Source organism: Streptomyces sp. NBC_01267, from assembly GCF_036241575.1.
In the GTDB taxonomy this organism is placed as follows: Bacteria; Actinomycetota; Actinomycetes; order Streptomycetales; family Streptomycetaceae; genus Streptomyces.
Window position 1 is genome coordinate 6970880 of sequence record NZ_CP108455.1, and the last position, 21428, is coordinate 6992307.

18 protein-coding genes and 1 tRNA gene are annotated in these 21428 nt (G+C 71.2%); 15 read left to right on the plus strand and 4 right to left on the minus strand.

Annotated features, from left to right (window positions below; genetic code table 11):
- Window positions 1-254 precede the first annotated feature (254 nt).
- The 10 genes from OG709_RS31280 (at window position 255) to OG709_RS31330 (ending at window position 13211) form a co-directional block, all read left to right on the plus strand.
- Complete coding sequence (locus OG709_RS31280) at window positions 255-3959, plus strand: ThuA domain-containing protein (protein ID WP_443068561.1); 3705 nt, start codon at window positions 255-257, stop codon at window positions 3957-3959.
- A gap of 87 nt (window positions 3960-4046) precedes the next feature.
- A complete protein-coding gene (locus OG709_RS31285; protein WP_443068562.1) occupies window positions 4047-5315 on the plus strand; it encodes an inositol-3-phosphate synthase in 1269 nt (422 codons plus the stop codon).
- Window positions 5312-6241, plus strand: a complete 930-nt coding sequence (locus OG709_RS31290) for an SCO3242 family prenyltransferase (RefSeq protein WP_329168539.1) — start codon at window positions 5312-5314, stop codon at window positions 6239-6241. Before OG709_RS31285 ends, OG709_RS31290 begins: the two co-directional genes overlap by 4 nt.
- Entirely contained in the window at window positions 6238-7218 is a 981-nt protein-coding gene (locus OG709_RS31295; protein WP_329168541.1) for a TIM barrel protein, read from the plus strand. The genes OG709_RS31290 and OG709_RS31295 overlap by 4 nt, the downstream gene beginning before the upstream one ends.
- Window positions 7212-7823 carry an EboA domain-containing protein gene (locus tag OG709_RS31300; RefSeq protein ID WP_329168543.1) on the plus strand — a complete coding sequence of 204 codons (612 nt, stop codon included), beginning with the start codon at window positions 7212-7214 and terminating at the stop codon, window positions 7821-7823. The genes OG709_RS31295 and OG709_RS31300 overlap by 7 nt, the downstream gene beginning before the upstream one ends.
- Window positions 7823-8692, plus strand: coding sequence for a TatD family hydrolase (locus tag OG709_RS31305; protein ID WP_329168545.1), 870 nt, complete (start codon window positions 7823-7825; stop codon window positions 8690-8692). The genes OG709_RS31300 and OG709_RS31305 overlap by 1 nt, the downstream gene beginning before the upstream one ends.
- Window positions 8693-8695: 3 nt before the next feature.
- Window positions 8696-9916: a metabolite traffic protein EboE gene (gene eboE, locus OG709_RS31310; protein WP_329168547.1), complete on the plus strand. Its 1221-nt coding sequence runs from the start codon at window positions 8696-8698 to the stop codon at window positions 9914-9916.
- Window positions 9913-11292 carry an alkaline phosphatase family protein gene (locus OG709_RS31315; protein WP_250302726.1) on the plus strand — a complete coding sequence of 460 codons (1380 nt, stop codon included), beginning with the start codon at window positions 9913-9915 and terminating at the stop codon, window positions 11290-11292. The genes eboE and OG709_RS31315 overlap by 4 nt, the downstream gene beginning before the upstream one ends.
- A gap of 66 nt (window positions 11293-11358) precedes the next feature.
- The gene (locus tag OG709_RS31320; protein WP_326693655.1) at window positions 11359-12453 is read left to right on the plus strand and encodes a sugar phosphate isomerase/epimerase family protein; all 1095 of its coding nucleotides are present in this window, start codon (window positions 11359-11361) and stop codon (window positions 12451-12453) included.
- Between the two features lie 670 nt (window positions 12454-13123).
- Window positions 13124-13211, plus strand: a tRNA-Leu gene (locus OG709_RS31330).
- 198 nt (window positions 13212-13409) lie between these two features.
- Here OG709_RS31330 and OG709_RS31335 read toward each other — a convergent pair.
- Window positions 13410-14675, minus strand: a complete 1266-nt coding sequence (locus OG709_RS31335; RefSeq protein ID WP_329168549.1) for an MFS transporter — start codon at window positions 14673-14675, stop codon at window positions 13410-13412.
- Between the two features lie 220 nt (window positions 14676-14895).
- Between OG709_RS31335 and OG709_RS31340 the strand changes: the two genes are divergently transcribed.
- Window positions 14896-15768: a helix-turn-helix domain-containing protein gene (locus tag OG709_RS31340; protein ID WP_250302730.1), complete on the plus strand. Its 873-nt coding sequence runs from the start codon at window positions 14896-14898 to the stop codon at window positions 15766-15768.
- A 110-nt stretch (window positions 15769-15878) separates the two neighbouring features.
- Here OG709_RS31340 and OG709_RS31345 read toward each other — a convergent pair whose 3' ends face one another.
- Both OG709_RS31345 and OG709_RS31350 read right to left on the minus strand, forming a co-directional pair.
- Entirely contained in the window at window positions 15879-16889 is a 1011-nt protein-coding gene (locus OG709_RS31345; RefSeq protein ID WP_250302731.1) for a zinc-binding dehydrogenase, read from the minus strand.
- Window positions 16775-17230, minus strand: coding sequence for an SDR family NAD(P)-dependent oxidoreductase (locus OG709_RS31350; protein WP_329168551.1), 456 nt, complete (start codon window positions 17228-17230; stop codon window positions 16775-16777). Before OG709_RS31350 ends, OG709_RS31345 begins: the two co-directional genes overlap by 115 nt.
- Between OG709_RS31350 and OG709_RS31355 the strand changes: the two genes are divergently transcribed.
- From OG709_RS31355 to OG709_RS31370, 4 genes are all read left to right on the plus strand, one after another.
- The gene (locus tag OG709_RS31355) at window positions 17210-17398 is read left to right on the plus strand and encodes a hypothetical protein (protein ID WP_329168553.1); all 189 of its coding nucleotides are present in this window, start codon (window positions 17210-17212) and stop codon (window positions 17396-17398) included. The genes OG709_RS31350 and OG709_RS31355 overlap by 21 nt on opposite strands.
- Window positions 17399-17733: 335 nt before the next feature.
- Entirely contained in the window at window positions 17734-17910 is a 177-nt protein-coding gene (locus OG709_RS31360) for a putative leader peptide (protein ID WP_266645906.1), read from the plus strand.
- Window positions 17911-18147: 237 nt separating this feature from the next.
- Window positions 18148-19353 (plus strand): LLM class flavin-dependent oxidoreductase, encoded by a 1206-nt coding sequence (locus OG709_RS31365; RefSeq protein ID WP_329168555.1) that lies wholly within the window; start codon window positions 18148-18150, stop codon window positions 19351-19353.
- A 130-nt stretch (window positions 19354-19483) separates the two neighbouring features.
- Window positions 19484-20845: an NtaA/DmoA family FMN-dependent monooxygenase gene (locus OG709_RS31370; RefSeq protein ID WP_329168556.1), complete on the plus strand. Its 1362-nt coding sequence runs from the start codon at window positions 19484-19486 to the stop codon at window positions 20843-20845.
- A gap of 107 nt (window positions 20846-20952) precedes the next feature.
- Here OG709_RS31370 and OG709_RS31375 read toward each other — a convergent pair whose 3' ends face one another.
- Window positions 20953-21417, minus strand: a complete 465-nt coding sequence (locus tag OG709_RS31375; RefSeq protein WP_250302735.1) for an SPW repeat protein — start codon at window positions 21415-21417, stop codon at window positions 20953-20955.
- Window positions 21418-21428 lie beyond the last annotated feature (11 nt).

Here is a 21428-nt window from a genome sequence, read left to right on the forward strand (position 1 = left end):
CGGCCGGAGGTGCGGCAACCCGTAGCCCGGCGGCGGAAGAGCCGTCGCCGGGTCGGTGCCCGCTGCCCCGGAGCATCTTTGTCCTGCTGCTGGAGAAAGTTGACTTCGTTGCCGCGCAAGGGGTATCCGCCCCGGACGAACGCGGCTACCGTCCTTGAGGTGTACAGGACATGAATGAGGGCTCCGGAGTGACGGCGCACACCGGCAGCCACGGCCACCCACCCGTAGAACCGGTTCGTACCCGGAGGACACACGTGCACAGAAAACGGCTCAGAGCCCGGAAAGTACTCGCACTCCTCACCGGCGCACTGCTCACCGCGGCAACGCTCACCCTCACCGCCCCGAACGGCGCCTCGGCTGCCGACCCCGACACCCGCGTCGCACCGGCGGCCGAGGACTTCCAGCAGGTCACCCTGGCCAAGGGCGGGGAAGAGACCGGCGAACCCATGTCCCTCGCCGTGCTCCCCGACCGGAGCGTGCTGCACACCGCACGCAGCGGCGAACTACGGATCACCGACGCCGCGGGCAACACCCGGATCTCCGGCACCCTCCCCGTCTACAACCACGACGAGGAAGGACTCCAGGGCGTCGGCATCGACCCCGGATTCACCGAGAACCGCTTCATCTACCTCTACTACGCGCCCCCGCTGGACACCCCGGCCGGCGACGCGCCCGACAACGGCACCGCGGCCGACTTCGCGAAGTTCGACGGCGTGAACCGGCTCTCCCGTTTCGTACTGAAGACGGACGGCACCCTCGACAGCGCCAGCGAGAAGAAGATCCTCGACGTCCCGACCAGCCGCGGCATCTGCTGCCACGTCGGCGGTGACATCGACTTCGACGCCCAGGGAAACCTGTACCTCTCGACCGGTGACGACTCGAACCCCTTCGCCTCCGACGGCTTCACCCCCATCGACGAGCGGCCCGACCGCAACCCGGCGTACGACGCACGGCGCTCCGCGGGCAACACCAACGACCTGCGGGGCAAGATCCTCCGGATCAAGGTCGAGGACGACGCGTCGTACTCGATCCCGGACGGGAACCTCTTCCCCGTGGGCACGGACAAGACCCGCCCGGAGATCTACGCCATGGGCTTCCGCAACCCCTTCCGGTTCAGCGTCGACAAGGCCACCGGCATCGTGTACGTCGGTGACTACGGGCCCGACGCGGGCGCCGCCGACCCGAAGCGCGGTCCGGCCGGACAGGTCGAGTTCGCCCGGGTCACCAAGGCGGGGAACTTCGGCTGGCCGTTCTGCACCGGCAAGAACGACCCCTATGTCGACTACGACTTCGCGACCGGCACCTCGGGTGCCACCTTCGACTGCGCGGCCCCGAAGAACACCTCGCCGCACAACACCGGACTGACCGACCTGCCGCCCGCGCAGGAGGCCTGGATCCCGTACGACGGCGGGTCCGTGCCCGAGTTCGGCGACGGCTCCGAGTCCCCGATGGGCGGGCCCGTCTACCACTACGACGCGAACCTCGACTCGCCGGTCAAATTCCCGCAGGCCTACGACGGCGACTTCTTCGCCGGTGAGTTCGGCCGCCGCTGGATCAAGCGCATCACTTCGTCCGACGACGGCACCGTCCAGTCCATCAACCCCATTCCGTGGACCGGCACCCAGGTGATGGACATGGCCTTCGGGCCGGACGGCGCGCTGTACGTCCTCGACTACGGAACCTCCTGGTTCGGCGGGGACGAGAACACCGGGCTCTACCGCATCGAGAACGCCACCGGCGGCCACTCGCCCGTCGCCGAGGCATCGGCGAGCAAGACCTCCGGCACGGCGCCGCTGCGCACCACCTTCTCCTCGGCGGGCACCACCGACGCCGACGGCGACGCCCTCACCTACAGCTGGGACTTCGGCGACGGCGGCACCTCCACCGAGGCCGATCCCACCCACACGTACAAACAGAACGGCACCTACACCGCCACCGTCACCGCCGAGGACCCCACCGGGCGCACCGGTTCGGCGAGCGCCCACGTCACGGTCGGCAACACCGCGCCGAAGGTGACGCTGGACCTGCCCGGTGACGGGCAGCTGTTCACCTTCGGCGACGAGGTCCCGTTCAAGGTGACCGTCACCGACCCGGAGGACGGCGCGATCGACTGCGCCAAGGTCGAGGTGCGGTTCATCCTGGGCCACGACAGCCACGGCCACCCCATCACCACCGCCAACGGCTGCTCCGGCACCATCAAGACCGCGATCGACGGCGGGCACGACCCCAACGCCAATGTGTTCGGGGTCATCGACGCCTCGTACACCGACGGCGGGGGCGGCGGCCAGGCCGCGCTCACCGGCCACGACCAGGCCCAGCTCCAGCCCAGGCACCGGCAGGCGGAGCACTTCACCGGCTCCTCCGGCATCACGATCCAGGAGAAGGCCGGTGCCGAGGGCGGCAAGACGGTCGGTGACATCCAGAACGGCGACTGGATCTCCTTCAAGCCGTACATCCTGGACGGCTCCACCAAGCTCACCGCGAGAATCGCCTCCGGCGGCTCGGGCGGCTTCCTCGAAGTACGGACCGGCTCGGCCACGGGGCAACTGCTCGGCTCCGCACCGGTCCCGGTGACCGGCAGCTGGGACACCTTCCAGGACATCGACGTACCGCTGCGCGGCGTACCGAAGAAGGCCACCGAACTCTTCCTGGTCTTCAAGGGCGGCGACGGGGCGCTCTACGACGTCGACGACTTCGAGATCTCCAGCACCCCGGTGGACCGGACGGCCAAACGGGTCCTGGTCTTCTCCAAGACCGCCGGGTTCCGCCACGACGCCATCCCCGACGGCATCGCGGCGCTCAAGGAACTCGGCAAGGGCAGCAACATCACCGTCGACGCGACCGAGGAGGCCGGCCAGTTCACCACCAGCAACCTCGCCCGCTACGACGCGGTGGTCTTCCTCTCCACCACCGGTGACGTCCTCGACGCCGACCAGCAGAAGGCGTTCGAGAACTACATCACCACCGGCGGCGGCTACCTGGGCGTGCACGCCGCGGCCGACACCGAGTACGACTGGCCGTTCTACGGCGGGCTCGTGGGCGCCTACTTCGACTCGCACCCGCAGATCCAGCCGGTGACGGTACGCGTCGAGGACCGCACCAACCCGGCGACCGCGCACCTCGGTGACAGCTGGGAGCGCACCGACGAGCTGTACAACTACCGCACCAACCCGCGCAAGCAGACCCACGTCCTGGCCACCCTGGACGAGACCACCTACACCGGCGGCACCATGAAGGGCGATCACCCGATCGCCTGGTGCCAGACCTACCAGGGCGGGCGGTCCTTCTACACCGGGCTCGGCCACACCAAGGAGTCCTACGCCGACCCGGCCTTCCGCCAGCACCTCCTCGGCGGACTGCGCTACGCCGCAGGGCAGGTCAAGGCGGACTGCAAGCCGGAATCCGGCTACCGCACGATCTTCAACGGCAAGACCCTGGACGGCTGGAAGCAGGCGGGGCCGGGGAAGTTCGACGTCGTCGACGGTGAACTGCGCTCCGACGGTGGCATGGGGCTCCTCACCTACCAGGCGAAGGAACTCGGCTCCTACTCGCTGAAACTCGACTGGAAGATGACCGGCGACGACAACTCGGGTGTCTTCGTGGGCTTCCCCGAGTCCGACGACCCCTGGTCGGCCGTCGACAACGGCTACGAGGTGCAGATCGACGCCACCGACGCCCCCGACCGCACCACCGGAGCCGTCTACACGTTCAAGTCGGCGGACCTGAAGGCCCGTGACCGGGTGCTCAGGCCGCCCGGCCAGTGGAACACCTACGAGATCCGGGTGGCGGGGGAGCGGCTCACCGTCTTCCTCAACGGGGTGAAGATCAACGACTTCACCAACACCGACCCGGCGCGCAGCCTGAAGGACGGCTACATCGGCATCCAGAACCACAGCTCCGACGACCACGTGTCCTTCCGGGACATCCAGCTCAAGGAGCTGCCGCCGCCGGTGGCGTGACGCCGCGGCCAACAGCCGGCGGCGGGCGGGGAGACGCCGAATCCCCGCCCGCCGCCCTCCACCAGCACCCAGCCAGGGAGGCAGTCCGTGACAGCACGGCCCGCACGCACCGGAGTCTGGTTCATCGGAGCACGTGGCTCAGTGGCCACCACCGCGGTAGCGGGGTGTGCGGCGGTCACCGCAGGGCTCCACCCGGCGACCGGGATGGTCACCGAGACACCGCCGTTCGTCCCGGCGGGGCTTCCGCCGCTCGCCTCCCTGGTCTTCGGCGGGCACGACACGGCTAGCTGCCCGCTGCCGAAGCGGGCCGAGGCGCTGGCCGAGGGAGGGGTACTGCCGCACGGGCTGCCGTCGGCCGTGCGCAGTGAACTGGCCGCCGCGGACCGGGAGATCAGGCCCGGCGGCCCGCTCCCCGGTGACACCCGCACCGACGAGGAACTCGTCACCGCCTTCGCCGCCGACCTCACGGCCTTCGTGCGGAGCCAGGACCTGGCCCGCGCGGTGGTCGTCAACGTGTCCTCCACCGAACCGGCCCCCGGTCCGGACGATCCCCGCCTGCCCGCCAGCTCCCTCTACGCGGCGGCTGCCCTCCGGGCCGGTTGCCCGTACGTCAACTTCACCCCGTCCACCGGCCTGCGCACCCCGGCCCTGGCGGTCGCCGCCGGAGCGAGCGGACTGCCGTACGCGGGGCGCGACGGGAAGACCGGCCAGACCCTGCTCCGCTCGGTCCTGGCACCGATGTTCGCCCAGCGCGCGCTGTCCGTACGCGCCTGGTCGGGCAGCAATCTCCTCGGCGGCGGCGACGGCGCGGCCCTCGCCGATCCGGCTGCCGCCGCCGCGAAGAACGCGGGCAAGGAACGGGTCCTCACGGACACCCTGGGCGCGGCCCCCGAGGGGGAGGTGCACATCGACGACGTGCCCGTGCTCGGCGACTGGAAGACGGCCTGGGACCACATCGCCTTCGACGGTTTCCTCGGCACCCGCATGGTCCTCCAGACGATCTGGCAGGGCTGCGACTCGGCACTCGCGGCGCCGCTGGTGCTGGACCTGGCCCGGCTGGTGGCCCGCGCCCACGAGGCGGGCCTCTCCGGGCCGCTGCCCGCACTCGGCTTCTACTTCAAGGATCCCGACGGGGGTCCGGCCGCCCTCTCCGAGCAGTACGGGCGACTCCTTGCCTTTGCCGAGCGGCTCGGGGAGGGCCCGCTCGCGGAGCAACCGCTCGGTGAGGACTCGCTCGGTGAGGATCCCCTCGTGGAGCAAGCGCTCGTGGAGCAACCGCTCGGGGGCGACCGACTGCCTGCTGACCGGGTGTCTGCCGGTCACCTGTCTGCCGATGGTGCGCGGGAAGGCCGGTGAAGCCGGGCGCCTGGGCCGAACTGCTGCGGATCTCGGCCCTGTTCACGGTCCCCGGCGACGCCCTGGCCGGAGCCGCGGCGGCAGGGCTGCGTCCCGGCCGTGGCACGGCGTACGCCGTCGGGGCCTCGCTCTGCCTGTACGAGGCGGGGATGGCACTCAACGACTGGGCGGACCGTGCGGAGGACGCCATCGACCGTCCGCACCGCCCGATCCCCTCGGGTCGCGTCACGCCGCGGGCGGCGCTGGCGACGGCGGGCGCCCTGACCGCGGCGGGCCTGGCCCTGTCCGCCCGTGCGGGCCGCCCCGCGCTGGCTGTGGCCACGGCGCTCGCGGGAACGGTCTGGGCCTACGACCTGAAGCTGAAGCACACACCGGCGGGTCCCGCGGCCATGGCGGCGGCCCGAGCGCTGGACCTGATGCTGGGCGCGACGGCGACGGGTCGGGCGGGTCCGGCGCGCCCGGGGGAGGGCCACGGCACCCGCCGGGCGCGTCACGCCTGGGGGGCGGCTGCGCTGCTCGCCACGCACACCTACGCCGTGACCTCGGTGTCCCGGCACGAGACACACGGCGGCTCGACGGCCGTGCCGATCGCCGCGCTGGCAGCCACGGCGGCGCTGGGCTGCGCTGCGGTACGGAGCGGAGGCACCTCGGCTCCGACCGCCACCGCCACCGCCTCGGCCGTCACCGCCGCAGCCTCGGCCGTCACCGCCGCCGGATATCTCGGCACCGCCGCCAAGCCCTACCTCCACGCCGCCCTCAACCCCTCCCCGGCGCTCACCCAGCAGGCGGTGGGCGGCGGCATCCGGGCCATGATCCCGCTCCAGTCAGCCCTCGCCGCCAGGGCAGGCGCCCCCGGCACCGCTGCGGCCCTGCTCGCCCTCGCCCCGCTCGCCCGCACCCTCGCACGGAAGGTGAGCCCCACATGAGCCTCCGCCTCGGATACGGCACCAACGGCCTCACCGACCTGCGGATCGACGACGCACTGGGCCTCCTCGCCGATCTCGGCTACGACGGCGTCGGGCTGACTCTCGACCACATGCACCTCGACCCCGTCGCCCCCGGTCTCGGTGTCCGCACCCGGCAGTTGGCGCGCACCCTCGATCGGCTCGGTCTGGGCGTCACCGTCGAGACCGGCGCCCGCTACGTACTCGATCCGCGACGCAAACACGGTCCGTCCCTCCTCGAACCGGACCCGGACGACCGTGCCGTCCGGGTCCGGATGCTGGTACGGGCCGTGCAGGTCGCCGCCGACCTGGGCGCCCACGCCGTGCACTGCTTCAGCGGGACCCTGCCGCCCGGGACCGGCCGGGACGCGGCATGGCAGCGCCTCGCTCAGGCGCTCACCCCCGTCCTGGACGCCGCGCGCTCCGCCGGCGTACCGCTCGCCGTCGAACCCGAACCAGGCCATCTCCTCTCCTGTCTCGCCGACTTCCATCACCTCCGCCGCATCCTCGGCGACCCGGAACCCCTCGGGCTCACCCTCGACATCGGACACTGTCAGTGTCTGGAACCGGCTCCGCCCGCCGACTGCGTCCGCGAAGCCGGCCCCTGGCTGCGGCACATCCAGATCGAGGACATGCGCCGAGGCGTCCACGAACACCTTCCGTTCGGCGAGGGCGAGATCGACTTCCCGCCCGTGCTCGAAGCGATCGCCGACTCCGGCTACCAGGGCCTGACCGTCGTCGAACTGCCCCGCCACTCCCACGCGGGCCCCGAACTGGCCCGTACCTCCCTGGACTTCCTCCGTGCGGCCCGGCCACAGGCACCGGCCCGGACGCAGGCAAAGCCACAGACGCAGGCAAAGCCACAGACACAGGCAAAGCCACAGACACAGGCCCGGACACAGGGCCAGCCACAAACGCAGGCGCGCCCGCGGGGCCGGAAGGAGATCCCCACATGCTGACGACGCCCCTGATGACCCCTCTGATGACCCGCCAGGATCTGCTCGCACAGCTCTCCCCGGCATCCGGTGCCTGGCTGGGCGGGGCCGTTGCCGATGCCGAACAGCGCACGGCGGAATGGGAGGTGGGATTCGCCGCAGCAGGGCGCGCGTGCGGACCTGAGCACGCCGACGCCGTACGCGTCCTCCTCCTCACCGCGGCCCGCACCGACCCCGCCACCCTCACCCGCCTCTACCAGCAGGGCTCGGCAGCCGAACGCCGCGCCGTACTCCTCGCCCTGCCGTACCTCGGCCTCGCACCCGGCGACGGAACCCCACTGATCCAGGACGCGCTGCGCGCCAACGACACCCGGCTGGTCGCCGCGGCCGTCGGTCCGTACGCCACCGCCCACCTGGACCCGCACGCCTGGCGGCACGCCGTACTCAAGTGCCTCTTCACCGGGGTCCCCGTGAGCGCCGTGCACGGCCTGGACAGCCGCGCCCGTGGTGACGCCGAACTGGCCCGCATGCTCGCCGACTACGCCGCCGAGCGCGCCGCAGCGGGCCGCGACATCCCCGTGGATCTCCACCGCGCACTGGCCCTGACCGCAGAGGAGCAGCAGATCTGATGCGTATCTTCGACCCCCACATCCATATGACCTCCCGCACCACCGACGACTACCAGGCCATGCACGAAGCAGGCGTACGCGCCCTGGTGGAACCCGCCTTCTGGCTGGGCCAGCCCCGCACGGCGCCGGAGAGCTTCTACGACTACTTCGACGCGCTCATCGGCTGGGAGCCCTTCCGCGCCGCGCAGTACGGCATCGCCCACCACTGCACGATCGCCCTCAACCCCAAAGAGGCCAACGACCCCCGCTGCACCCCGGTCCTCGACGAACTGCCCCGCTATCTCCGCAAGGACCAGGTCGTCGCCGTCGGTGAGATCGGCTACGACTCCATGACACCCGCCGAGGACACCGCGCTCGCCGCCCAGCTCCAACTGGCCGCCGACCACGGGCTCCCCGCCCTGGTCCACACCCCGCACCGCGACAAACTCGCGGGCCTGCACCGCACCATCGACGTCGTCCATGAATCGGACCTTCCCCCGGACCGTGTCCTGCTGGATCACCTCAATGAGACGACCGTAGAGGACGCCACTGACAGCGGCTGCTGGCTCGGCTTCTCGATCTACCCCGACACCAAGATGGACGAGGACCGGATGGTCAGCGTCCTGCAGACCTACGGAACCGGGAAGATCCTGGTCAACTCGGCGGCGGACTGGGGAAAGAGCGACCCGCTCACCACCCGCCGGGTTGCCGTGGCCATGCTGAAGGCGGGCTTCACCGAGGACGACGTCGACGAGGTCCTGTGGCGGAACCCGGTCGCGTTCTACGGCCTCAGCGGCCGTCTCCAGCTCGATGTCCCCGACGCCGCGGGCGCACCGGCCACGCACGAGGGCAACTCCGTCCTCCGCGGCGCCCCGAGGACCGGGGACTGAGCCATGCGCTTCCGGCACCCCGACGGCTCGACCGTCCACCTCTCGTACTGCACCAACGTCCACCCCGCCGAGACCCTCGCCGGGGTCCGGGACCAGCTCCGTGACCACTGCGAGCCCGTACGCAGACGCCTCGGCCGGGACAGGCTGGGCATCGGACTGTGGCTCGCCAGGGACGCCGCCCGCGCCCTGACCACCGACCCGTCGGCGCTGCGCGGCCTGCGCGCCGAACTGGACCGGCGCGGCCTCGAAGTAGTGACGCTCAACGGCTTCCCGTACGAGGGATTCGGCGCGGACGAGGTCAAGTACCGGGTGTACCGACCGGACTGGACCGACCCCGAACGCCTCGCCCACACCACGGACCTGGCCCGGCTGCTCGCCGCGCTGCTCCCCGACGACGTGCGCCAGGGGTCGGTGTCCACCCTGCCGCTCGCCTGGCGGACCGCCTACGACGAGACCGCGGCCCGGCAGGCCCACACCGCGCTGACCACGCTCGCCGGGCGCCTCGACGCACTGGAGGAACTGACCGGCAAGTCGGTCCTGATCGCCCTGGAGCCCGAACCCGGCTGCGCCGTGGAGACCACGTCCGACGCGATTGGCCCGCTCGCCGCGGTGGCCTCGGAATCGGGCTCGCACCGTATCGGCATCTGCGTCGACACCTGCCATCTCGCCACCTCCTTCGAAGACCCGAGAACCGCGCTCGACGCCCTCGCGCAGGCGCGGATCCCCATCCCCAAGGCCCAGCTCTCCGCAGCCCTGCACGCCGAACACCCGCATCTCCCCGAGGTGCGCGCCGCCCTCGCGGCCTTCGCCGAACCGCGCTTCCTGCACCAGACCCGGGCCCTCAGCACGGCCCACGGCAGGAGCGGGGCGGGAGACAGCTGGTCCGCCGCGCGGCTGCACGGCACCGACGACCTGGGTGAGGCGCTGGCCGGAGGGGCGCTGCCGGACACCACCCCGTGGCGCGCCCACTTCCACGTGCCGCTGCACGCCCCACCGGCGCCCCCACTCACCTCCACCCTCCCCGTTCTCCAGGACGCCCTGACCCGGCTCGTCGGCGGACCGGTGCCCCGTACCCACCACCTGGAGGTGGAGACGTACACCTGGCAGGCGCTGCCGCCCGAGCTGCGCCCCCGCAACCGCGCCCAGCTCGCGGACGGCATCGCGGCCGAACTCACCCTCGCCCGAGACCTCCTGACGGACCTCGGACTCAAGGAGCTGCCGTGACCGGACCGAACCCCCTGCTCGTGCTGGACGTCGTGGGCCTCACCCCCCGGCTGCTCGACCACATGCCGCGCCTGAAGTCCCTCGCCGCTGCCGGTTCGCAGGCGCCGCTGTCCACCGTCCTGCCGGCCGTCACCTGCGCCGCCCAGTCCACCTTCCTCACCGGCACCACCCCCGCCGAACACGGCATCGTCGCCAACGGCTGGTACTTCCGCGAACTCGGCGAAGTCCTCCTGTGGCGCCAGCACAACGGGCTCGTCGAAGGGGACCGGATCTGGGACGCGGCGCGCCGCGCCCACCCCGGCTACACCGTCGCCAACATCTGCTGGTGGTACGCGATGGGCGCCGACACCGACTTCACCGTCACCCCCCGCCCCGTCTACTACGCGGACGGCCGCAAGGAACCCGACTGCTACACCCGGCCCCCGTCCCTCCACGACGAACTGACCGAGAAACTCGGCACGTTCCCCCTGTTCCACTTCTGGGGACCGGGCGCGGACATCGTCTCGTCCCGCTGGATCGTCGACGCGACCCGCCACCTCCTCGCCACCCGCCACCCCGACCTCGCCCTCAGCTACCTCCCCCACCTCGACTACGACCTCCAGCGCTACGGACCCGACGACCCCCGCGCGCACCGGGCGGCGGCGGACCTCGACCGGGTCCTCGCCCCGCTCGTCGACGACGCGCGCGCCGAGGGCCGGACCGTCGTCGCGCTCTCCGAGTACGGCATCACCCGCGTCAGCCGCCCCGTCGACATCAACCGGGCGCTGCGCCGCGCCGGACTCGTCGAGGTCCACACCCAGGACGGCATGGAGTACCTCGACCCGATGACGTCCCGGGCCTTCGCCGTCGCCGACCACCAGGTCGCGCACGTCTACGTACGCCGCCCGGAGGACCTCGAAGCCACCCGCGAAGTCCTCCAGGACCTCGAAGGAATCGGCCAGCTCCTCGACGACGAGGGCAAGAAGAGCCACGGCCTGGACCATCCGCGTTCCGGGGAACTGGTGGCCGTGGCCGAGCCCGACGCCTGGTTCACGTACTACTACTGGCTCGACGACGCGCGCGCCCCCGACTTCGCACAGCTCGTGGAGATCCACCGCAAGCCGGGGTACGACCCGGTCGAGCTGTTCATGGACCCGCTCGACCCCTACGTCAGGCTCAAGGCGGCCAAGGCACTGGCGCGCAAGAAGCTCGGCATGCGCTACCGCATGGCCGTCGTACCGCTCGATCCCTCACCGGTCCGCGGCAGTCACGGCCGCCTCCCCGCGAGCGACGACGAGGGTCCGCTCATCCTCTGCTCCACCCCCGACGCGGTCCGCGGCCGGGTCGCGGCGACCGAGGTGAAGTCGCTTCTCCTGCGGCTCGCCGGACTGCACTGACCACCGGACCGCCCGTCCAACCACCCGCACAGGCCAACACCCCGACAGGCATGAGGAGTTCCGCACATGAGCCGTCATTCCGCAGCCACCGACCCCGACCTCGTCCACAGGCTCAGCCGGCGCAACATGCTCGGTGTCACCGCGGGGGCCGGCGCTGCCGCCCTCCTCGGACTCTCCGCGACCCCGGCCGCAGCCGGTGCCAAGGGGCACCAGCAGGGGCAGCTCCACGGCGACCACCCCGGACACGGCGACACGCACGGCAGAACCGGACCGGTCCTGACCCCCGGGCGCCTCGGCATCCAGCTCTACTCGCTGCGCGACAAGATCGCGGAGATCGGCTTCGCCAAGGTCTTCGACGAGCTGGAGCGCTTCGGCTACGACGAGATCGAGTACGCCGGGTACACCCAGGGCACCGGGGCGATCACCCCGTCCCAGTTGCACCGGATCGCCCGCGACCACGGTCTGAACGGCATCGGCAGTCACGTCAACTACTACGACGACAACAACCCCGGCGCCTACAGCTTCGCGCAGAACCTCGACAAGGTCCTCGACGACGCCCAGACGCTCGGCCTCAAGCACATCGGGACCGCGTCGGGCCCGTTCCGCTACGGATCCACCGTCGACGCCTGGAAGCGGGCCGCGGCGGACTTCAACACCTACGGCGCCGCGGCGAGGAAGCGCGGCATGAAGTTCTACCAGCACAACCACGGCGACGAGTTCTCGTTCGCCACCGATCAGCCCGACGTCCGCCTCTACGACGTGCTCCTCGCCGAGACCGACCCGCATCTGGTCTACCTGGAGATGGACATCTACTGGGCGTTCACCGGCCAGTTCCGGTTCAGCAGGACCGCCGAGGGGAAGCCCGCCCCCTTCGAGCCGCTCGACTACGTACTGAAGCAGCCCGACCGCTACCCGCTCTTCCACGTCAAGGACGGTGTCCACGACGAAGCCGCCCGCGACGGCTACGACATGACCGATGTCGGGGACGGGGACATCGACTACAAGACCTTCATCTCGGCGGTGAACCGCACGCACGGCGGTCGCCGCAGCCACCACTGGCAGGTGGAGCACGATCAGCCGGTGGACTCCTTCGCCTTCGCCCGCAAGTCGGCGGCGCATCTGCACGGGCTCCGCGAGGAGGCTCACCGGGGCCGGAACTGAGGGTCCCCGTGGTGGCCCTCCGCCCGGCTCGGACGGAGCCGGGCGGAGGGCCGCGTTCAGCGTCCGGACGAGCTCGGTGGCCGAGTCGGCGGCGCGGGTCGTCCACACCTGACTGCCGAGCAGGATCGCGGACCTCTCGGCTTTGACGAGCAGATCGGCGAGCTTCTCGACGGCCGCGGGATCACCGGCCGAGCGGGCCGACGCCCGCTAGCGGCCCGACTCGGGCACCCGGGCCTGCTCGGCGGACACCTTCGCGTCGAGCACATCGGGGTCAGGCATGGCGAAGATCCATTCCCTTCGTAGGGGTGGTGGAGCTCGGCCCGATAGATTGCATACAGTCGACGAATACTGAATGGCTCTCCGTCCAGTGGGCGGCGCCCAGAGGGCGTGCTCCCCTTCTTCGCGTTTCCTTCGCGCCGGGGGAGGGGGGCATACGCCGCCTTCGCCGGTGGTGACCTGCTCCCGCCGCGATGACGGGCGGCGCAGCGGGGAGTGGGCGGGGAGGGGGGGCGTGCCGGGGAACTTCCCGCAGTGCCGGCTCGCGCACTGGCCGGCGTGCGCTGCTGGGCCGGTCGCTGACCACGGCAAATGCAGGTGAAGGGCACCTCAAACCCCTGGTATTGTTGTTCTTGTCGCCGCGGGGAACAAAGTCGCGGCCGACAGACACCTTGTCCGGGTGGCGGAATGGCAGACGCGCTAGCTTGAGGTGCTAGTGCCCTTTATCGGGCGTGGGGGTTCAAGTCCCCCCTCGGACACCAGAACCAGAGGTAGTTCTCGCAACTGCCCAGGTTGGCTTCATGGAACTCCCAGCACGGATTCGTCCGGGCTGGGAGTTCTTTTTTGCGTTCGAGGTCTTGTTCGGTGCTGGTGCGCTGAAGGCCTTGGGGATGGCGAGGGTGCCCGCGTTGACCGGTGATGAACCGCTCCAGGCGCTTGCGAAGGTAGGCGAAGGGCGCTCAGCCGCGGTAGCGGGCGCGGCCCACGGCGGCGGTGAGGGTCAGGGGCACGGTCAGGGCGGCGGCGGTCAGGAAGAGCCCGTGGTAGGCGTGGTGTTCGGCGGGGGCGGCGGCGAGGGTGCTGGCCAAGGCGCTGCCGACGTAGAGGGCGAGGCCGAACATGGCGACGCCGGTGGCGCGGGCCGTCGGGGACAGCCCGGTGGCCCAGGACTGGATCGTGGAGTGCATGAATGACCAGCCGCCGCCGAGCAGCAATGCGGTCACCACCAGCGCCGGCACCGACCGGCTCGTCGCGGCGAGACCGAATGCCAGGGCCATCTGGACCCCGCCGGTCACGATGAGCCACGTCGGCGTCCACCGTCCGACCAGCCGCTTGACCATCTGCGCCGCTGACATGGAGCCCACGCCGTAGAGCGCGGACACCGCGCCCGCCAGCGTGGCCGAGGCCCCCTGGGCCTCCAGCGCGGGGGCCAGATAGGTCAAGAAGCCCAGCAGGACCGCCCCTTCGAGCATCGCGATGGCCATGACGAACCACTGCCAGCGTGAGCGCAGCACCACCCGGATCGGGGCGAGCATCGAACCGGCCGGCTCGCGTACGGGTTCCGGCAGCCGACGCAGGGCCATGGCCAGGTACGCGGCGAACAGGCCGGGGAGTGCGAACACCAGCCGCCAGCTGACGTAGTGCGCCAGGGCCCCGGCGACGACCGTGGCCACTGCCGTCCCCAGCGCGAACGCGGTCATGAGCTCGCTGAGCGGGCGCTGCCGGACCGCGGCGGGCACGGTGTCGCCGACGTAGGTGATGGACGCGGCGATGGACGCGGCGAAGAGGGCGCCGGCGGCAGCGCGCGCCACGATCAGCGTCGGGGCGTTCGGGGCGATCACCGAGCACAGCGCGGCGACGGCGGCCCCGGCCAGCGAGAACCGCATGACCGCCACCCGGCCCATCCGATCGCTGGCCAGGCCCCAGACCGGCTGCATCAGGCCGTAGAAGAGGAAGTACCCGCTGGCCGCGAGCATCACGGTCGGCAGCGAGACGCCGAGTTGGGAACCGATCAGCAGCAGCATGGGCGTGATGCAGAAGCGGTCGAAGTTGCTGGCGAACCCGGCGGCACGCAGCAGCCGGAGCGAGGCGGCGGGCAACGCGGAGGCCGGGCGGGCGGTGAAGTCCGTGGCAGTCGTGTCGGTGCCGTCGGTCGCGGTGCCGTCGGTCGCGGTGCCGGAGATGTGGGCGGAGTCCGAGGTGTCGGCGGAGTCAGAGATGTCCACGAGGTGCTCCTTTGCTGATCTGCCGACGCTCTCTGGTCGGCAGATCCAGCTCACCATCGCGGTCGCTCCCGGCCGGCCCGCATCCGATTACCCTTGCTCATACCCTGGCGCGCGGGTGCCGCGGTCCCAAGGGGGCGCGGGCTCCCGCGCTCGGCCGGGAGCTCTACTGGATCCGCCGGAGGGCACGACGGGTGGGCGCGTACGGGGAGGAGTGTCCGATATGCACGGCGTCGGACCGGAAGAGCACGGACAGGCGGGTACGTCCACGGGGCGTGCGCAGGCGAGTGGCCCACGCAGGGAGCTCGGCGCCTTTCTGCGCTCCAGGCGTGAGCGGCTGACCCCCGGTGAGGTGGGGCTGCCCGGTTCACCACGGCGCCGCACCCCGGGGCTACGACGCAGTGAGGTCGCCGAGCTGGCCGGGATCAGCAGCTCCTGGTACGCGTGGCTGGAGCAGGGCCGGGTCCGTACGTCGGAGCAGGTGCTGCGGTCAGTGGCACGCGCCCTGCGGCTGGACGCGGCTGAGACCGCGCATGTCAGGTCGTTCGTGGAACAGACCGCGCCGGGCGGGTCAGCGCCGGGCTGGGTGTCGCGGAACCTGCTGTCACTGGTGGAGGCTCTGGCCCCGCACCCGGCCGTGGTGCTCGACCCGCACTGGGACCTACTGGCCTGGAACACCGGCTATGCGGCGCTGCTCACCGACCCGGCGCGGCTGACTCCCAAGCAGCGCAACCTGCTGTGGTTGGTCTTCCGCTGGCAGCCTGCGCGCACGCTGCTCACCGAGTGGGAGCCGGAGGCCAGGAGTCTGCTCGGCCAGTTCCGTGCGAAGGCGGCCCGCCACCCCGAGGACGGCCGGTATGCCGAGATCACCGAAGAGCTGCTGACCGACCCCGACGCGGCTCGGTGGTACGACCGCCGGGAGACCTCGGCCTTTCATCCCGCTGTGCGGCATTTCCGCCACCCTGTGGTGGGTGATCTGAGGCTGCGCTACGTCAAACTCGCCGCCGTGGACGAGCCTGGCCATCACTTCCTGGCCTACCTGCCCGACGACCGGGCGACAGAGGCGGCGGTGGGTACGCTCGCCGGGGAGAAGTGAGCCGACCGGCAGCAGGCGACAGCCCGGTACCGCGGACCGCAGGTGACGGTCCCGGGCCCGGGGGAGGAGAGGCCCGCCCCACGGTCGGCTCCCCTCTCCCGGGCTGTCCGTCAGCTCGTCAGTACGGCCTTCATCACTGAGCCGTCGGCGACCGCGTCCAGCGCGGCGGCGTGCTGTTCCAGCGAGAAGGGGGTCACCAGGCTCGCGAGGTCGAACCGCGCGCTGAGCGCCGGGAGCAGGCGGACGTACTCGACGAGGTGGGCGCCCGTGAAGGCCCACGACCCGATGACGTCCAGCTGCCGGTAGACGATCTGGTGCGGGTTGACGAGGGTGTCACCGGCGTCGGTGTACTGGCCGATGACCAGGTAGGTGCCTCCTCGTCGGACCAGGGTGAGGCCCTGTCCGACGGCGGCCGGCACCCCGGCGCACTCGATCACCAGGTCGGCCCCGGCCCCGCCGGTGGCAGCCGTCACCTCCCGCAGCACCTGGCCGGGATCGGTGGCGTCGGCGATGTTCAGATGCACATCGCCGATGCCGGCCGCGGCGGCCTGGGCCAGCCGGCCGGCCGGGCCGCCGACGACGATGACCCTGGCCGCGCCGGCCAACTGGGCGAAGGCCGCTGCCGCCAGGCCGACCGGGCCGCTGCCTTGCACCACCACGACCTCACCGATCCGCACCGGCCTGCGCTCGTACAGTGCGTGGGCCACGGTGGGCCCCGCGCAGGCGAGCGACATGGCGGCGAGCGGGTCGGTACCGTCGTCGACCTTGACCACGGTGGTGCCGGGCTGCAGCACGATGTGGTCGGCCCAGGAGCCGGACAGCTCCGGGCCGTCAGTGAGGGAGCGGTTGACGCCGTAGGTGCGCCGGTTCTCGCACAGGGTCGGTTCGCGGTGCAGCCGGCAAGCCCGGCAGACGCCGCAGGCGATGGAGGAGGCCCACATCACCGTGTCACCGGCGGCCAGCGGCGCGCCAGTGGCGTCCTGGTGGTGGCCGGGGCTCAACTCCTTCACCACACCCAGACCTTCGTGACCCAGGACCAGCGGGACGGGGATGTCGAGGTGCCCTTGCTGGAGGTGCAGGTCCGTGCCGCAGATCCCGCCGTAGCCGCAGGCGACGACCATGCCGCCGTCGGGGGCCTGCGGCAGGTCGAACTCGCGCAGCCGAAGCGGCTTTCCGAACTCCTCCAGGACGACGGCGCGTCCGGTGCCGGGCGCGAGGGCACGGCTGAGGTGGAAGGGGCCGAGAGGTTGGTGGCCATGACCGTGTCCCAGTCCTCGGTGGTCACGGAAAGGAACGGCCGGTCGCGGTTGCCCCCGGCGTTGTTGACGAGCACACGGGGTGCGCCGTGCTCGGCGGTGATCCGTGAACCGCGCCGGTCTCCGCCGCCCAGCGCAATACGCACCCCTCCGTCCGCCTCGTCCCGCTGGTGGGTGCCCCCGCGGTGCGCACCCACCTGGCCCACCCCTCACATGGCGCGCACCCCCAGGCGGCGCGCTTCGCCGACCGGGCCTGGCGGGCGGCCGGCGAACTGCTGGCCAACGACGCGGCCGTGCGGCTGCCCCGGCACGCGGAGCCGACCGGTGAAACGCACCCGGGTGACGGCGACGAGGCCGTCACCGGCCAGGCCTGACCGCTTGACGGCCGCCCCGCTCCCGGCCGGGTGCGACCACCGCTGATCACTGGTTGGTGTGTGGGCGAACGAAGGTGGGGCGGTGGCCGCAGGGCGCAGCGTAGAACCCGCCCACTGGCTGGGCGGGTTCGTGGGATGAGGCGCTCGCTCTCGGGAGCACACGGGTTGTCCGCGTGAATCCCTCGGACACCAGCAGCTGGGACCCCCGTTCGTCCGGGGTCCCAGCTGCTGTTCCGGGCCGGGTCGCGAGTGCGCGCCGCAGGTGGGGATTGTGCCCGGCACCGCTGCGGAGATACCGTTCAGCACCTGATCCGGTAGCGGGATGTCGAGGGGCGGTGACCGTGCACGGAGTGTCCCGGCCGCCCGTCGTCCGCACCCTGAAGGTCCGCCGCCGCGCTGCCGGTACGTACTCCCGGCGCCACATCGATCTGCAGCGTGTCTCCGCCGCGCTGTGTCCGGCGTACGAGACCGCCGCCTCGCGGCACGCAGCTTCGCTGCACAGCGCTTCCTAGCGCCCCACTGCCGGACCCCGGACCCCGGCCCGTGCTCCCGCACGGGTGCGGAGCCGGTCCGGCGTTGCCCGTCCCGCCCCGCCATGCACCGCACCGGCCGCACTCGACGCAGTGTGGCCATGACCTCGGCGGGGTGGGTCCTCATCCGTACAGGACCTTCCGTACAGGACTTTCCGCGCAGGACTTCCCGTACGGCCCCTTCCGTACAGCACCTTCCGAGCAGGAAGCGGTACTGCCATGTCCCGATCACCCGCACCCCTCCACCTCGCCGTGGCCCTCGACGGAGCGGGCTGGCACCCCGCCGCCTGGCGGGAACCCGACGCCCGCCCCGGCGAACTGTTCACGGCGCGCTACTGGACCGACCTGGTCACCGAGGCCGAGCGGGGGCTGCTCGACTTCGTGACCATCGAGGACGCGCTGAGCCTCCAGTCCTCCCGTAACACCGGACCCGACGGGCGTACCGACCAGGTCCGGGGCAGGTTGGACGCCGTCCTGATCGCGGCCCGGGTGGCGCCGCTGACCCGGCACATCGGACTGGTCCCGACCGCCGTGGTCACCCACACCGAGCCGTTCCACCTCTCGAAGGCGGTGGCCACCCTCGACCATGTGAGCACCGGCCGGGCCGGAGTCAGGGTGAAGGTGTCCGTTCGCAGCGACGAATCCGCGCACTTCGGACGCCGTGCACTGCCCCCGCTGCCCGAGGCGGGCTGGGAATCACCGGGTGGCCAGGTGCTGATCAAGGAGCTGTTCGACGAGGCGGGCGACTACGTAGAGGTGCTGCGCCGGCTCTGGGACAGCTGGGAGGACGACGCGGAGATCCGCGATCTGCGCACCGGCCGTTTCATCGACCGCGACAAGCTCCACTACATCGACTTCGAGGGCGACCGGTTCCGGGTGAAGGGACCGTCGATCACCCCCCGGCCGCCACAGGGCCAGCCGGTCGTCGCCGCGCTCGCGCACCGGGCCGAGCCGTACCGACTCGTCGCGGCCTCGGCCGACATCGGATTCGTCACCCCGCACGACACGGCGGACGCCCGCACGATCACCGACAGGATCCGTGCCGCGCAGACCGCCGCGGGCCGAGCTGACGAGACGGTGCACGTCTTCGGTGACCTGGTCGTCTTCCTCGACGCGACTCCGGAGGCAGCCGCCGACCGCAAGGCTCGCCTGGACGGGCGGGCCGGCGCCGAGTACACCAGCGATGCCCGCATCTTCACCGGCACGCCCGCCGGGCTGGCCGACCTGCTCCAGGACCTCCAGCAGGCCGGGCTCACCGGGTTCCGGCTGCGGCCCGGCACGCTGCCCCACGACCTGGCGCAGATCACCCGCCACCTGGTGCCGGAACTGCAACGTCGGGGCGCCTTCCGCACCACGTACGGGGCCAGGACCCTGCGCGGCCTCCTCGGCCTGCCGCGCCCTGCGAACCGTTACGCCACCGCCTGATGCCCGCCGCGCGGAGACGCCCGAGAGCCCGCGCCGTACGCGTCGAACACCGCGTATGCCCTGAGCACTGCGTATGCCCTGAACACCGCGCATGCCCTGAACACCGCGAAGAGACGAAGGACGCCCTCGGATGACCAAGCCCGTCAAACAGATTCATCTCGCCGCCCACTTCCCCGGCGTGAACAACAACACCGTGTGGAGCGACCCGGCCGCCGGAAGTCAGATCGACTTCAGCTCCTTCGCACATCTCGCCCGGACCGCGGAACGCGCCAAGTTCGACTTCCTCTTCCTGGCCGAAGGGCTGCGACTGCGCGAGCAGAACGGCCGGATATACGACCTCGACGTCGTCGGCAGGCCGGACACCTTCACCGTCCTGAGCGCCCTCGCCGCGGTCACCGGGAAACTCGGTCTGGCCGGCACGATCAACTCCACCTTCAACGAACCGTACGAAGTGGCCCGGCAGTTCACCTCCCTGGACCATCTGTCGGACGGTCGCGCGGCATGGAACGTCGTCACTTCCTGGGACGAGTTCACTGGGCAGAACTTCCGCCGCGGCGGATACCTCGCCCAGGAGGACCGCTACGAGCGGGCCCGCCAGTTCCTCACCGCGACCTGGGAACTCTTCGACTCCTGGCGAGGCGACGAGATCGTCGCCGACAAGGACTCCGGAGTCTTCCTGAGCGATCCGGCGCCCGGCGGATTCGACCACCACGTCAGTGAGTTCGACATCAGGGGCCACTTCGACGTCCCCCGCAGCCCCCAGGGCAGGCCGGTCATCTTCCAGGCGGGCGACTCCGAACAGGGCAGGGAGTTTGCGGCGTCCTCGGCCGACGCCATCTTCACCCGGCACGGCACCCTGGAGGACGGCCGGGTCTTCTACGCCGACGTCAAACGGCGGCTGGCCGCCTACGGGCGCTCCCACGACGAGCTGAAGATCCTGCCCGGCGTCACTTTCGTACTCGGCGACACCGACGCCGAGGCACAGGAGAAGGCGGACGTGATCCGCCGCCGGCAGGTCAGCGGCCAGACCGCGATCAAGCTGCTCGAACAGCTGTGGAACCGGGACCTGAGTTCCTACGACCCCGACGGGCCGTTGCCCGCCGTCGAGCCGCTGGCGGGCGAGAACACCGTCGCCCGCGGCCGGGCCAGCGTACGGATGCACCGGGACCCGACGGCCACCGCAGCCCGCTGGCGCGCCCTGGCCGAGGCGAAGGACCTCTCGATCCGGGAGCTGATCATCGAGGTGACCGGCCGCCAGTCGTTCATCGGCACCCCGGCGCGGGTCGCTGCGTCCCTGAACGAGTTCGTCCAGGCGGACGCGAGCGACGGGTTCATCCTCACCCCGCATCTGACCCCCGGCGGACTCGACGAGTTCGCCGACACCGTCGTACCGCTGCTCCAGGAACGAGGGGTGTTCCGGAGCGAGTACGAGGGCGACACCCTGCGTGATCACCTCGGTCTCGGCGCCCGCGTGGTGACGCCCGCGCGGTGACACACGAAAGCCCACACCTGCGCGGTGACGCAGGAGGGCTGACGCACACAGAGATGAGATGGTGCCGACCACTTCAGGCCGGCACCATCACTCTCACTTCCTCTGCATCACACCCTGTGACGGCGGCTTCTGGCCGAGACACCGGCACAGATCAGTCCGAGCAGGATCGTCAGACCGCCGATGACCGCGTTGTTCCAGATCACGCCTCTGTCCGGGCCGGAGCCCGCGACCCACGGGGCCGCGATCAACCACGCACCCATGGCGCACATGGCCCAGCTCAGGCCGTACATGCGCTGTGGTGCAGCGGCGAATCCGACGGCCAGCAGACCGATCGCGATGCCCATGATGATGTTGACCGGTGTGAGCGCCGGCTGCGTGGTGTTGAAGTGGAGCACCCACGGCGATACCGCGCAGTAGAGACCGACGAGAAACACCGGCCCGTCCGCGAACGCCACATCACGTCCACCGAGCACTCGAGCGTACCTGGCCTGCATTTCAGGAACGTCGGGATGACTTCCCAGATCTCCTCTTGCCTTCTGTGAGACGTCTGCTTTGTGTGACACGTCGGCCATACGACTCGCCT